Source organism: Micromonospora sp. CPCC 206171, assembly GCF_036906755.1.
GTDB lineage: Bacteria > Actinomycetota > Actinomycetes > Mycobacteriales > Micromonosporaceae > Micromonospora > Micromonospora purpureochromogenes.
Genome location: NZ_JBAKHT010000026.1, coordinates 1 through 12,020, shown reverse-complemented (window position 1 = coordinate 12,020; position 12,020 = coordinate 1). Strand labels below are relative to the sequence as shown.

At 72.0% G+C, this 12,020-nt stretch carries 14 protein-coding genes and 1 tRNA gene; 7 read left to right on the top strand and 8 right to left on the bottom strand.

Annotated features, from left to right (window positions below; translation table 11 throughout):
• Positions 1 to 452 precede the first annotated feature (452 nt).
• From V6U89_RS24415 to V6U89_RS24405, 3 genes are read left to right on the top strand one after another with little or no spacing between them, the layout of a single operon-like run.
• Positions 453 to 2,021 carry a replication initiator gene (locus tag V6U89_RS24415; RefSeq protein WP_334573850.1) on the top strand — a complete coding sequence of 523 codons (1,569 nt, stop codon included), beginning with the start codon at positions 453 to 455 and terminating at the stop codon, positions 2,019 to 2,021.
• Entirely contained in the window at positions 2,018 to 2,215 is a 198-nt protein-coding gene (locus V6U89_RS24410) for an excisionase family DNA-binding protein (protein ID WP_334573847.1), read from the top strand. Before V6U89_RS24415 ends, V6U89_RS24410 begins: the two co-directional genes overlap by 4 nt.
• Positions 2,215 to 3,435 (top strand): tyrosine-type recombinase/integrase, encoded by a 1,221-nt coding sequence (locus V6U89_RS24405; protein WP_334573845.1) that lies wholly within the window; start codon positions 2,215 to 2,217, stop codon positions 3,433 to 3,435. The genes V6U89_RS24410 and V6U89_RS24405 overlap by 1 nt, the downstream gene beginning before the upstream one ends.
• Positions 3,436 to 3,462: 27 nt before the next feature.
• On the opposite strand, the gene V6U89_RS24400 is transcribed toward V6U89_RS24405, so the two are convergent.
• From V6U89_RS24400 to V6U89_RS24390, 3 genes are all read right to left on the bottom strand, one after another.
• Positions 3,463 to 4,074, bottom strand: a complete 612-nt coding sequence (locus tag V6U89_RS24400; protein WP_334573843.1) for a hypothetical protein — start codon at positions 4,072 to 4,074, stop codon at positions 3,463 to 3,465.
• A gap of 136 nt (positions 4,075 to 4,210) precedes the next feature.
• Positions 4,211 to 4,282 (bottom strand) — tRNA-Val (locus tag V6U89_RS24395).
• A gap of 108 nt (positions 4,283 to 4,390) precedes the next feature.
• Positions 4,391 to 5,008 carry a TIGR02611 family protein gene (locus V6U89_RS24390; RefSeq protein ID WP_334573841.1) on the bottom strand — a complete coding sequence of 206 codons (618 nt, stop codon included), beginning with the start codon at positions 5,006 to 5,008 and terminating at the stop codon, positions 4,391 to 4,393.
• 293 nt (positions 5,009 to 5,301) lie between these two features.
• Here V6U89_RS24390 and V6U89_RS24385 point away from each other — a divergent pair, with 293 nt between their 5' ends.
• Positions 5,302 to 5,733: an SsgA family sporulation/cell division regulator gene (locus V6U89_RS24385; RefSeq protein ID WP_007457244.1), complete on the top strand. Its 432-nt coding sequence runs from the start codon at positions 5,302 to 5,304 to the stop codon at positions 5,731 to 5,733.
• A 69-nt stretch (positions 5,734 to 5,802) separates the two neighbouring features.
• On the opposite strand, the gene V6U89_RS24380 is transcribed toward V6U89_RS24385, so the two are convergent.
• Complete coding sequence (locus V6U89_RS24380) at positions 5,803 to 6,582, bottom strand: SDR family oxidoreductase (protein WP_334573838.1); 780 nt, start codon at positions 6,580 to 6,582, stop codon at positions 5,803 to 5,805.
• A 138-nt stretch (positions 6,583 to 6,720) separates the two neighbouring features.
• Here V6U89_RS24380 and V6U89_RS24375 point away from each other — a divergent pair, with 138 nt between their 5' ends.
• The 3 genes from V6U89_RS24375 to V6U89_RS24365 are packed head-to-tail and all read left to right on the top strand — an operon-like array spanning position 6,721 to position 8,607.
• Positions 6,721 to 7,611, top strand: a complete 891-nt coding sequence (locus V6U89_RS24375) for a helix-turn-helix transcriptional regulator (RefSeq protein ID WP_334573836.1) — start codon at positions 6,721 to 6,723, stop codon at positions 7,609 to 7,611.
• A 22-nt stretch (positions 7,612 to 7,633) separates the two neighbouring features.
• Positions 7,634 to 8,089, top strand: a complete 456-nt coding sequence (locus V6U89_RS24370; RefSeq protein WP_154943001.1) for an RrF2 family transcriptional regulator — start codon at positions 7,634 to 7,636, stop codon at positions 8,087 to 8,089.
• The gene (locus V6U89_RS24365) at positions 8,089 to 8,607 is read left to right on the top strand and encodes a GNAT family N-acetyltransferase (RefSeq protein WP_334573834.1); all 519 of its coding nucleotides are present in this window, start codon (positions 8,089 to 8,091) and stop codon (positions 8,605 to 8,607) included. The genes V6U89_RS24370 and V6U89_RS24365 overlap by 1 nt, the downstream gene beginning before the upstream one ends.
• Before the next feature lie 27 nt (positions 8,608 to 8,634).
• On the opposite strand, the gene V6U89_RS24360 is transcribed toward V6U89_RS24365, so the two are convergent.
• From V6U89_RS24360 to V6U89_RS24345, 4 genes are all read right to left on the bottom strand, one after another.
• Complete coding sequence (locus V6U89_RS24360) at positions 8,635 to 9,249, bottom strand: malonic semialdehyde reductase (RefSeq protein ID WP_334573832.1); 615 nt, start codon at positions 9,247 to 9,249, stop codon at positions 8,635 to 8,637.
• Positions 9,246 to 9,788 carry a flavin reductase family protein gene (locus tag V6U89_RS24355; protein ID WP_334573830.1) on the bottom strand — a complete coding sequence of 181 codons (543 nt, stop codon included), beginning with the start codon at positions 9,786 to 9,788 and terminating at the stop codon, positions 9,246 to 9,248. The genes V6U89_RS24360 and V6U89_RS24355 overlap by 4 nt, the downstream gene beginning before the upstream one ends.
• A gap of 49 nt (positions 9,789 to 9,837) precedes the next feature.
• Entirely contained in the window at positions 9,838 to 11,172 is a 1,335-nt protein-coding gene (locus tag V6U89_RS24350; RefSeq protein WP_334573828.1) for an LLM class flavin-dependent oxidoreductase, read from the bottom strand.
• Positions 11,173 to 11,183: 11 nt separating this feature from the next.
• Positions 11,184 to 12,020 (bottom strand): ABC transporter permease (locus tag V6U89_RS24345; RefSeq protein ID WP_334573826.1); only part of this gene is annotated, 837 nt, incomplete at its 5' end.

Sequence of the window (12,020 nt, the reverse complement as noted above, 5' to 3'; positions counted from 1 at the left end):
GTCGAGCACGCCACCGCGGCCTTCCTGCCGGATCGCTGGACTCGATGTCGGAGATGTCGAGCGGCCTTCCTGCCGCTGACACGGGCCACGTCCCGCCGGCTCTCGATCGCACCGGCCGCTGCGCCGGTCCCCCGAATCCGTTGAGTGGCCCAGGACGGCCTTTTGCCGTCCACGATGGCCCGGATTCGTGAGCTTCCACGGGTGGGGGCCTGCGGCAACCCGCTGGATGCCGGTATCCCAGGCTCCCCACCCGTGCCGGCCCACTCATCAGGTCCACGATGCGAAAGGACATAACCCATCGGCGGGAAGTGGCACCACCACGATTCCGCCCTCCGGCGTCAGCCGCCCTCTCGGCGGTGCCAGGAGACACGACGAACACCACCAGCGGACAGCCGTCCACAGCTGGTGGTGCTTCGTCTCCCGTCCCTGCCACCCCGCGTGAGGAGAAAGTTGTGTCCACCCCGTTCAGCCTGTTCCGGCCCGACCTCACTGTCGGCCGGAATGCCCAAGCCCTGCACCGCGCCGCCACCTCCGGGTTCTCCGGCTGGCTGGAGCACACCGCCCCCGCCGGCGGCTGCTCACGCCCGATCCGCCTCACCGGCACCATCGCCGCCGTCAACAGAGACACCGGCCGCATCACCAGCGGGCTGCACACCGACGACCTGCCCGACCGGGCTCTCTACAAGGCGTGCGGCAACCGTCGCGAATCGCACTGCCCCGACTGCGCCTGGGTCTACCAGGGCGACGCCTACCAAGTCGTGCGCTGCGGCCTGACCGGCGGCAAGGGCGTCCCCGCATCGGTAGGCCGGCACCCGGTCGTCTTCGCCACCTTCACCGCCCCCTCCTTCGGCGTGGTCCACCACCGGCACGTCCCCCGCCACATCTGCGCCACCCGGCAGCGCTGCGACTGCCGGCCCGCCCCCTGCCGCGCTCGCAGTACCGCCGGCACCTGCTCGCACGGGCAAGCGGCGGCGTGCTTCGCCCGGCACGACGCCGACGATCCGCAGCTCGGGCAGCCGTTGTGCCTGGACTGCTACGACCACGGCCACCAGGTCGTCTGGAACTACTTCTCCGGGGAGCTGTGGCGGCGTACCAAGCAGGCCATCGACCGGCACCTCGCCGCCCTCTGTCGGAGGCGCGACATCCCCTTCGTTCGGGTCGTCACCGCCTCCGGCAAGGTGCGCTGGGTGCCGCCGGTGCGGGTGTCGCACGGCAAGGTTGCCGAGATGCAACGCCGCGCCGCCGTGCACTTCCACGTCTTGCTGCGCCTCGACGGCGTCGACCCCGACGATCCGGATGCCCTTGTGCCGCCACCGGACGGCATCACCGTCGACGACCTGAAGGAAGCCATCCATGCCGCCGCCTCCCGGATCACCGTCACCACGCCCCCACACCCTGACCAGCCCGAAGGCTGGCTGGTGGCGTGGGGCGAGCAGGTCGACGTCCGACGCATCAACACCGCCGGAGGCGAGTTGACCGATGACAAGGTCGCCGCCTACCTCGCCAAGTACGCCACCAAGGCCACCGAAGCCACCGGCCACTCCTTCACTCGGTTGACCCCTGCCACCATCGACGACTACGCCGACCCCGAAGGCGACCACCTCGCCCGCCTCATCGACGCCTGCTGGCACCTCGGCCGCCCCACCCACACCGACGTTGCCTGCGGCGCCACAACCGGCGGCGACCGTCAAGACAGCCTTGACACCAAACCCCACGCCTACGCCGGACTGCGGCGCTGGGCGCACATGCTCGGCTTCGGCGGCCACTTCCTCACCAAAGCCCGCCGCTACTCCGTCACCTTCGCCCTGCTCCGCGACACCCGCACCACCTACCGCCGTAGCGAAGACAACGATCCCGCAGACACGGTCACCGTCGGCACCCTCACCTACATCGGGTCTGGGTGGCTCTCCGAAGGCGACGCGCTCCTGGCCAACACCGCAGCCCGACAGCGGCGGGAGGCCAGACGGATCGGTCGGGAAGAACTCGCGTACGAAGCCTGGCTCACCGGAGCCGCCGCATGAGCCGTGACCTCACCCCGCGCTGGTACTCCCCTGCCGAGGTCGCCGTCCTGCTCGGCTTCGGCATCTCCAATGTCAAGATGAAGATCGCCACCGGCGAGCTGCGCTCCATCAAGGACGGCAAGTACCGCCGAATCCTCCCCGAATGGGTCGACGACTACATCCGCGAACAGGTCGAGCGCCAGGAGGCCGCCTGATGCCCGGACGCGCCCGAGCCAACGGCGAAGGCTCCATCTTCCCCTACCGCAACGGCTTCGCCGCCTACGTCTGGGTCACCAAGCCCGACGGCAAACGCACCCGCAAGTACGTCTACGGCAAGACCCGCGAGACCGTCCACGACAAGTGGATCAAACTGCACCAACAGGCCAAGGCCGGGCCGGTGGCGACCAGCGTCCCGACAGTCGGAAGCTTCCTCACCTGGTGGCTGGCCGAGATCATCCAGCCGAACCGGGCACCGCTGACCTACGCGACCTACGAGACGTTGGTCCGCCGCTACATTGCCCCCGCCCTCGGGGCCAAGCGGCTCGACCGGCTCCAGTCGCGGGACGTGCAGACCTGGATCAACCAGGTGGCCCGGACCTGCCAGTGCTGCGCCCAGGGCAAGGACGCCGCCCGGCCGAAGCACAAGCGGCGCTGCTGTGCGGTCGGTCGGTGCTGCCAGGCGATCCCGTCGACGCGCACGGTCAGCGACATCCGGGCTGCGCTGCGGGCCGCCCTCACCCACGCCCAGGCTGAAGACCTCATCGCCAAGAACCCGGCCGTGCCGGTCACCCTCGCCACGGTCCGCCGCCGTCGGGGCAAGTCGTGGTCGAGCGACGAGGCTCGCAAGTTCCTCGAATCCGCCCGCCACGACGAGGACCCGCTCTACGCCGCCTACGCCCTGGTCCTCGTCACCAGCCTACGCAAGGGCGAAGCCCTCGGCCTCACCTGGGCAGACGTCGACCTCGACGCGGGAGAGTTGACCGTCGGCCGCCAACTGCAGCGCGTCCGCGGCCAGCTGCTCCATCGCGACACCAAGACCCAGGCATCCGACGCCACACTCCCCGTGCCAGACATCTGTGCGACGGCACTAAAAATCAGGAAGGCGCAACGGGACGAGGCACGGGCAACCGCTGGCAAGGCATGGCACGAAGCCGACCTCGTATTGACCACCCGCTACGGCACACCCATCGAGCCGCGCAACTTCCAGCGCTCCTGGCAGACCCGGTGCGAGAAAGCCGGTGTCCGGCCGATCACCGTCCACGACGCGCGGCGAACTTGTGCCACCCTCCTGGCGGACCTCGACGTCCATCCGAGAGTCGCCATGCAGGTCCTCCGGCACGCCCGCTTCTCCGTGACGATGGAGATCTACACGCAGGTCTCCTCAAAGGCGACGCGCGAAGCCCTCAAGCGCCTCGGCGACTCGCTCGGCATCTGACCTACACGGGCAGAGACGGGTACTGGTTCAGTTCTCGCGGTTCGGGTCGCCGAGAGCGTCCCACTCCTCAGGTGTGCTGGGAAACGGCTGCCAGTACGGCAGATAGAACGGTCGCCACGTCGGAGTGACCATCGAAAACGACTCCAGCTCCGGGTCCGCGAGCATGCGGTAGACGAACTCCGTCATAGACATGTCGAACCGGTGCCAGGGGTGGGGCGGGTCGTGCCGAGCGGTCACGGGCCACCGATCAGACTCCACCGAGCGGTCCGCCAGCCAGAAGTACTGACCCCCGGACGAGTCGTGACCCCATTCGATCAGCCCGGACCCCTTGTCGGGCCCGTACAGATCGTGCGGGGCGTACAAGCGCGCAGCGGGATCGTCATGCTCGCTCACCCAACGCCGGCTGGAGTTCCACCACCCGAGCAGCGAAGTCGAATCGTGATCGTCGGTCGGTCGCAGTAGGTCAAGGACACCCATGAACAGGCCTGGCGCGAACCGCCGACACAACTCCTTGAAGTCGCTAGGCAGCGTGACGCCGAGCTCGGCCTCCGCCTGCTCCCAGCCGGCACCGCCCTCGGGCTCATGGCGCCACCCGGTCACGTCGATGATCCGGTCGATCCACGTCAGCTGATCATTCACGGCCGGCAAAGTAACAGCACAGGCGGACATCTCCTCGCCTGGTCGACCACCCGCCCGCTGACCGTTGCTGTACTTCGCTGCTGTACGGGCAGCAGAAAGGCCACCCTCATCGGTGGAGGATGGCCTTTGACCTGCGTGGGCGATACTGGGATCGAACCAGTGACCTCTTCGGTGTGAACGAAGCGCTCTCCCGCTGAGCTAATCGCCCTCAGCGCCGATGACTCTACCTGATCGTGTGAGCGGACCGGAAATCCGGGTCCCGCGCGCGCCGCACCCCCGCCCGCCCGCGCGCCGCACCCCGGCGCGGCAACCCCGGTCAGTGCGTGGCGAGGTAGTGCAGCAGCCGGGCCACGAGGTCGATGCCGAGGCTGTACTTGAGCGAAAGCCACACCACCGTGGCGACGAAGATCAGGCCGACGGAGCCGAGGGCGACGCGGACCGGCAGGGACCGGGAGGTGGCCCAGCGGGTCCAGTTCTGGACGTGCCGGCGGGTGAAGGCGAGCAGCCGGCGGGCCCAGTGGAACTCGACGGCCCAGATGGCGAGGCCGCCGATCACGATCAGCCAGCCGGGGCCGGGCAGCGGGATGAGGGCGAGGCCGAGAGTGACGACCAGCGCCCCGGCGATCGCGATGAAGATCTTGAGGGCGACGCGGCCGGTGGGGTTGGCGCGGATCAGGTCGAGACTGGTCCGGACGCGGTGCCGGAAGCCGCTCGGCGGGCGATCGGCAAGGGTGGTGCCGGAGCCAGGGGTGGGCCGGCCGGCACGGACGGGGCGCGAGGCGGCGCCGTGAGCCGGCGCGCGACCTCGACCGGAGCGGCCGCCGGAGGCGCGCCGACCGGTCCCGTCGTGCTGATCGTTCGGCACCGCGTTCCCCCGCCTTTCGGCTGCTCGAGCCCCTACTTTCGGTGAGTCGGTCGCGGTCGTCGCATCCATTGAGGATCGGTTCGTGACCATTTCACCCCCCAGTGTCGCCCCGGCCCGTCACTTGCGCAGACCACTGGACGTTACCGGAGTAAGTCGACGACTGAGCCACCCGACGCCGGGCGGGATCACGCACTGGGCAGACCGGAAATCGTACAAGAAGTTTCACATTCTGGCGGCGCTTCCGAGGCACTTCCCACCACTGGGTGAAGTCAGCGTATGGCGGAGCGTAGCCAGGAGTAGCACCTGAGTATGGGAAAAGCGGGACACGCGCGTTCCGCAGCGGTGCCGGGGGGAGAACGTCCATGAGTGTCATCCGACCGACGACCGTAGAGGTCGAGACGTCGCTAAGGCTCGTCGCACCTGACGCCACCGCCTTGCCGGTGCGTGCCAGTCTGCGTTACGACCCTGCTGACCCGTATGCGGTCCATGTCCTGTTCCACGCCGAATCCGCCGGTGGCGAGGCCGTCAGTTGGTCCTTCGCCCGCGAACTGCTGGTGACCGGTCTCGACGAACCGGCCGGCATCGGCGACGTCCGGGTCTGGCCCTGGGCCACCCCGCGCGGCGACTTCGTCGCGCTGGCGCTGTCGTCACCCGACGGCAACGCGCTCTTCGAGGTGCCGCGCAGCGTGCTGGTGCGCTTCCTGCGGCGGACCTACGTCGTCGTCCCGCGCGGCCGCGAGGCCGAGCACCTCGACGTCGACACGGCGGTGAACCGGCTGCTCGCCGGCCGCTGACCCATCCGATCGGAGCCGCGCGGATCTGCCGAGTCCGCGCGGCTCCGGCTCACCCGCGACAGGTACGCCTCAGCCGTGCGTGGTGAGGCCGCCGTCGACGGGAATCACCGCGCCGGTCAGGTACGCCCCGGCGCGCGACGACAGGTAGATCGCCGTGCCCGCCATGTCCTCCGGGCGGCCGATCCGGCCCAGCGGTACCTGCTGTTCGATCGCCGAACGGGACGCCGGGTCCTGCAGGGCGAAAGCCATCATCTTGCTCTCGAACGGGCCCGGGGCGATCGCGTTGACCGTGATCTGCTCACCGGCCAGTTGGTGGGCCAGGCTGCGGGTCAGCATGTGCACGGCGGCCTTGGTGGCGGAGTAGGCGTACACCTCCATGAACGGCACCCGGATGCCGTCCACCGAGCCGATGTTGATCACCCGGGCCGGGTCGTCGGCGGTGGCCGCGGCGCGCAGCGCCGGCAGCAGCGCGGTGGTGAGCCGGAAGACCGCCTTGACGTTCACCGCCCAGAGCTTGTCGAACGCGCTCTCCGGGTACGCCTCCAGCGGCGCGCCCCAGGTCGCGCCCGCGTTGTTGACCAGCACGTCGAGCCGGTCCCCGGTGCGCTCCCGCACGGCCGCGGCCAGCCCCTCGGCCCCCGCGTCGTGGCTCAGGTCGGCCGGTACGCCCTCGCAGCGCCCCTCGGCGGAGAGCTCCTCGGCGACCGCCGCGCAGACGTCGGCCTTGCGGGACGAGACGATCACCCGGGCGCCGGCCTGCACGAAGCCCCGGGCGATCATCAGCCCGATCCCCCGCGTGCCGCCGGTGACCAGGACCGTCTTGTCGGCGACCGAGAACAGCTCCGTCATGCCCATCCCTCGCGAGTCGGTGGACCTACCGCTCGGTAACGTAACCGCGCCTCCGACCGGCGACAACCCCGCGTACGCGACACCCCGGTCCCGTCGCCGGGATGCGACCACCTCCACCTCCGGTTACCGTCGCAGGTGATGGTCCCTTCCGGTCAGCTCTCCCCGGCAACCCACCCCGACCTGCCCACCGCCGAGATCGACCTGCTCGACCTCGGTGACCTCGCCCCCGAGCCCGGGTGGCGCCGCCCGACGCTGCTCGACGCGGATCTGCTGATCCTGGTCACCGGCGGCCACGGCACCGCCGAGCTGGACTTCCGCCCGCTGCCGTGCCGGCCGGGCACGCTGCTGCGGGCCAGCCCCGGCCAGGTGCTGCGCTGCACCCCGCAGCTCGACGCGACGGTGGTGCGCTGGCGCGGCGAGACACTGCGCGGCCTGGACGTCGACCCGGACGCCGTGCCGACCCACCACCAGCTCGCCGGCGAGGACGAGGACGCGGTGATCAACGAGGTCAGCCAGTTGGCGGTGGACAGTCGTCGGCACCGCGCCAACCCGGCCGCCCGGGCGCTGCTCCGCCACGAGCTGGCCGTGCTGCTGCTGCGCCTGGCGCTGCTCCCCACCGACCGCCCCGGCGGCGCCGACGGCGGGCCGTACCGGTCGGAGCTGGCCACCTTCCACCGGCTGTGCCGGGAGATCGAGCGCGGCTACCAGCACACCCGCCGGGTCGAGGACTACGCCGCCCAGTTGGGCTGCTCGGTGCGTACCCTGACCCGGGCCTGCCTGGCGGTGACCGGGCGCAGCGCCAAGCAGGTGGTGGACGAGCGGGTCGCGCTCCAGGCCAGCCGGCTGCTGGCCGCCACCGACGAGCCGGTGGCCCGGATCGGTCGGCGGCTGGGTTTCCCCGAGCCGACCAATTTCGGCCGCTTCTTCACCCGCGAGGTCGGGGTGAGCCCGGGGGCGTTCCGGGCCGCGCGGGAGCAGCCGCTGCGGCGGATCGTCCGGCAGCGTCGGCCCGCCGACCCGGCGGAGTGAGCTGGGCGGGCATGATGGCGGGGTGCAGATCTCCGCGCGCGGCGACTACGCGGTACGGGCGGCGCTGAGCCTGGCCACCGCGTACCCCTCGCTGCTGTCCACCCAGGCGATCGCCACCGAACAGGACATGCCGCGCAAGTTCCTGGAGGCCGTCCTGGCCGACCTGCGCCGGGCCGGCATCGTACGGGCCCAGCGCGGCGCGGAGGGCGGCTACACGCTCGCCCGGCCGCCCCGCGAGGTCACCGTCGGAGCGATCCTGCGCGCCGTGGAGGGCCCGCTGGCCGGGGTGCGCGGCCTGCGCCCCGAGGAGACCCGCTACGAGGGTTCGGCGGAGAACCTCCCCCGACTCTGGGTGGCCGTGCGGGCCGCCGTCCGGCAGGTGCTCGACGAGGTCAGCCTCGCCGAGGTGGTCAGCGGCCGACTGCCCGCACACGTCCGAAAGCTGACCGCTCTGCCCGACGCCTGGGAGCCCCGCTGATGCCCACCCCGACCCTGCGCACCGACCGGCTGCTGCTGGAGCCCTACCGCCCGGCCGACGCCGACGACTTCGTCGCGCTGCTCAGCGACCCGGAGGTGGCCCGGTACATGGGCGACGGCCCGATGACGCCCGCCGACGCCGCCGCCCTGTTCGGGCGGGTGTTCACCACGGTCTACGCCGAGGACCTGTTCGACGTGTGGGCGGTCCGCCGCGACAGCCGCTACGTCGGGCACGCCGAGATCAAGCGCACCGACCAGGTCGACGGCCACGAGCTGGTGTACGCCCTGGCGAAGCCGGCCTGGGGCGCCGGCCTCGGCACCGAGCTGGCCCGGGCCCTGGTCCGGTACGGCTTCGACACCCTCGACCTGGCCCAGGTGCACGCCACCGTCGCCGAGGCCAACACGGCCTCGCTGGCGCTGCTGGGCAAGCTCGGCTTCGTCCACCAGCGGGACGTCACCGAGGACGACGGCAGCGTCACCCGGGTCCTCGCCGTCGACCGCGCGCCGGCGCCCGCCTGAGCCGACGCCGGCGCCCGCGTCCCGGAGTCACAGCGTCCGGATCACCTCCTCGGCGGCCAGCCGGGGCAGCCGGTCGTGCCAGGCGTCCGGCCCCGGGCGGCCGATGTTGACCAGCAGCAGCACCTCGTGCCGGCCGTCGGGGAAGAACTCGCGTCGCACGCCGGTGGCGTCGAAACCGGCCATCGGCCCGGCGGCCAGCCCGGCGGCGCGTACCCCGAGCAGGAAGTAGCCGGCCTGGAGGGTGGCGTTGAACCGGGCCTGGGCGACGCGCTGCGCCCGGTCGGCCAGCCAGTCCCTCGCCTCGGGCCGGTGCGGGAACAGTTCCGGCAGCCGGTGGTGGAAGTCCACGTCGGCGGCGAGCACCGCGACCAGCGGGGCGGCGGCCGTCTTGGCCCGGTTGCCGGCGGACACGTGCGGCAGCAGCCGGGCGCGCGCCGGGGCGGAGCGCACCAGCAGCACCCGCAGCGGCTGGCCGTTGAGCGCGGTCGGGCCGTACCGGATCAGGTCGTGGATGGCGGCGACCTGGGCGTCGGTGACCGGCTCGTCGGTGAAGGTGTTCGCCGTGCGGGCCGCCCGGAAGAGCAGGTCCTGGGCCTCCCGGTCCAGCGCCAGCAGGTCCGGCTCCGCCGACGCCCGCGTCACGCGGCCACCGCCGTGGCGGTGCTGGTGTAGCCGCCCCGGTGGTAGACCAGCGGCTCGGCGTCGACGCCGGTGTTCAGCGCCAGCGGCTCGGCGATGACGACGGTGTGGTCGCCGGCCGGCACCCGGTGCACGACCCGGCAGAGCAGCCGGCCCAGCACCCCGTCGAGCAGCGGCAGCCCGAACGGCCCCGGCGTCCACCCCCGGTACGCGGCGAACCGGTCGATCCCGCTGGTGGCGAAGATGCGGGCGGCCTCCGACTGGTCGGCGGCGAGCAGGTGCACCGCGACGTGTTCGGCGCGGGCCAGCACCGGCCAGCTCGACGAGGCGACGCCGAGGCAGAACGAGACCAGCGGCGGGTCCAGCGAGACGGAGGTGAACGAGGTGGCGGTGAAGCCGGCCCGCAGCGGCGCCCCGATCCCGCCCAGGCAGGCCGGGTCGGTGCCCCGGGCGACGGCGGTGACCACGGTGACGGTGGACGCCTGCCGGCGCAGCAGCCCCCGGAACAGGTCCCGGTCCACCGGCAGCAGGTCGGCGCTCACTCCGCCACCTCAGCTCGCGACTGCGGGGCCCGCAACCCACTCCTCGCGCTCACGCCGTCACCAGCTCGCGGGTAGCGTACGAGCTGGCCGGGCGGGGCAGCCCGTAGTGCTCGCGCAGCGTCCGACCGGTGTACTCGTGCCGGAACAGCCCCCGGGCGCGCAGCAGCGGCACCACGTGGTCGACGAAGTCGGCCAGCCCGCTGGGCAGCAGCGGCGGCATCACGTTGAAGCCGTCGGCGGCGCCCTCGGTGAACCACAGCTCGATCTGGTCGGCGATCTGCTCCGGGGTGCCGGCCACCACCCGGTGCCCGCGCCCGCCGCCGAGCCGGCCGATCAGCTGCCGCAGGGTGAGCTGCTCCCGCCGGGCCAGCTCGACGACGAGCTGGTAGCGGCTCTGATGGGCCTGAACGCTGGTCACGTCGGGCAGGTCGGGCAGCGGGCCGTCCAGCGGGTACCCGCTGAGATCGATCCCGGTCATGCCGGAGAGCTGGGCGAGGGCGTGCTCGGGGACGATCAGCGCCTCCAGCTCGGCGGCGAGGGCCTGCGCCTCCGCCTCCGTACCGCCGATCACCGGGGCGATGCCGGGCAGCACCTTGACCAGGTCCGGATCGCGGCCGGCGGCGGCGGTGGCCCGCTTGAGGGCGGCGTAGAAGGCCTGGCCGTCGGCGAGGGTCTGCTGGGCGGTGAAGACCGCCTCGGCGTACCGGGCGGCGAAGGCGATGCCGTCGGGCGACGAGCCGGCCTGCACCAGCAGCGGCCGGCCCTGCGGCGGTCGGGGCGTGTTCAGCGGGCCGCGGACCTTGAACGCCTCGCCGGCGTGGCCGACCTCGTGCACCCGGTCGGTGTCGGCGAAGACCCCGGCCGCGGCGTCCAGGACGAGGGCGTCGTCCTCCCAGCTGTCCCAGAGCTTGATCGCCACGTCGACGAACTCGGCGGCCCGCCGGTACCGGTCGGCGTGGGCGGGGTGCTCGTCGAGGTTGAAGTTCCACGCCTCCCGGGACTGCGCGGAGGTGACGATGTTCCAGCCGGCCCGGCCGCCGCTGAGGTGGTCCAGCGAGGCGAACTTGCGGGCGATGTTGAACGGCTCGTTGTAGGTGGTGGAGACGGTGGCGATCAGCCCGATGTGGTCGGTCGCGGTGGCCAGCGCGGCGAGCAGGGTGAGCGGTTCGAAGACGGCCTGGATGTTGTGCCGTACGGCCGGCCCGACGGCCAGCCCGTCGGCGAGGAAGACCGAGTCGAGGGTGCCGCGTTCGGCGATCCGGGCCAGCTCCTGGAAGTGCCGGACGTCGCCGACCCGGCTCGGGTCGGTGCGCGGGTGCCGCCAGGCCGCCTCGTGGTGGCCGACGCCCATCAGGAATGCGTTCAGGTGCAGGGTGCGGGACATGGCGTTTCCTCTCAGGCGGTGACGTCGACGCGCCAGGTGGAGAAGCGGCGTTCGACGGCGACGAGGAGCTGGTTGACGACGAGGCCGATGGCGGAGATGGTGATGATCCCGGCGTACATGTCGGGGATCGCGAAGTTGTACTGGGCGTAGTTGACGAGGTAGCCGAGCCCCGCCTTCGCGCCGACCATCTCGGCGGCGACCAGCACGAGGATCGAGTAGGCCCCGGCCAGCCGGACGCCGGTGAAGACCGTGGGCACCGCCGCCGGCAGGATCACCTTCTGGAACAGCCGCAGGTGGTTGAGCCCCATCGAGCGGGCGGAGCGCACCAGCAGCGGGTCGACGCCCTTCACCCCGGCGATGGTGTTCAGCAGGATCGGCCAGGAGCAGGCGTAGAGCACCAGGGCGATCTTGGAGGTCTCCCCCAGGCCGAGGATCAGCACGAAGACCGGCAGCAGCGCCAGCGCGGCGGTGTTGCGGAACACCTCCAGCAGCGGGCTGAGCAGGTCGGCGAGCGGCCGGTACCAGCCGATCAGCAGCCCGAGCGGGATGGCGATGAGCACGGCCAGCCCCAGCCCGGTCAGCGAGCGGGTGAGGCTGGCCCCGACGTGGTCGGCGAGCTGCCCGCTGGTCAGCAGCGCCCACCAGGCCACCAGCACCTCCGACAGCGGCGGCAGGAAGACCCGGTCGACCAGGCCGACCCGGGGCGCAGTCTCCCACAGGGCGGCGAGGGCGAGCAGCGCGGCGCTGCGGTGCAGCGCCCGCCCGCCGAGGCCGAGCAGCCGGCCGGGCAGCGCGGGCGCGGCGGCGGCCGGCGCCGCCGGGGGCACGGCGGCAAGTCGGGTCGGAGC

Bases quoted from the DNA above. Each gene is read 5' to 3' on its own strand.
- V6U89_RS24410 (WP_334573847.1), top strand. From the start codon at position 2,018: ATGAGCCGTGACCTCACCCCGCGCTGGTACTCCCCTGCCGAGGTCGCC.
- V6U89_RS24385 (WP_007457244.1), top strand. From the start codon at position 5,302: ATGAGTGTCATCCGACCGACGACCGTAGAGGTCGAGACGTCGCTAAGG.
- V6U89_RS24405 (WP_334573845.1), top strand. From the start codon at position 2,215: ATGCCCGGACGCGCCCGAGCCAACGGCGAAGGCTCCATCTTCCCCTAC.
- V6U89_RS24380 (WP_334573838.1), bottom strand. From the start codon at position 6,582: ATGACGGAGCTGTTCTCGGTCGCCGACAAGACGGTCCTGGTCACCGGC.
- V6U89_RS24375 (WP_334573836.1), top strand. From the start codon at position 6,721: ATGGTCCCTTCCGGTCAGCTCTCCCCGGCAACCCACCCCGACCTGCCC.
- V6U89_RS24390 (WP_334573841.1), bottom strand. From the start codon at position 5,008: ATGGATGCGACGACCGCGACCGACTCACCGAAAGTAGGGGCTCGAGCA.
- V6U89_RS24350 (WP_334573828.1), bottom strand. From the start codon at position 11,172: ATGTCCCGCACCCTGCACCTGAACGCATTCCTGATGGGCGTCGGCCAC.
- V6U89_RS24365 (WP_334573834.1), top strand. From the start codon at position 8,089: ATGCCCACCCCGACCCTGCGCACCGACCGGCTGCTGCTGGAGCCCTAC.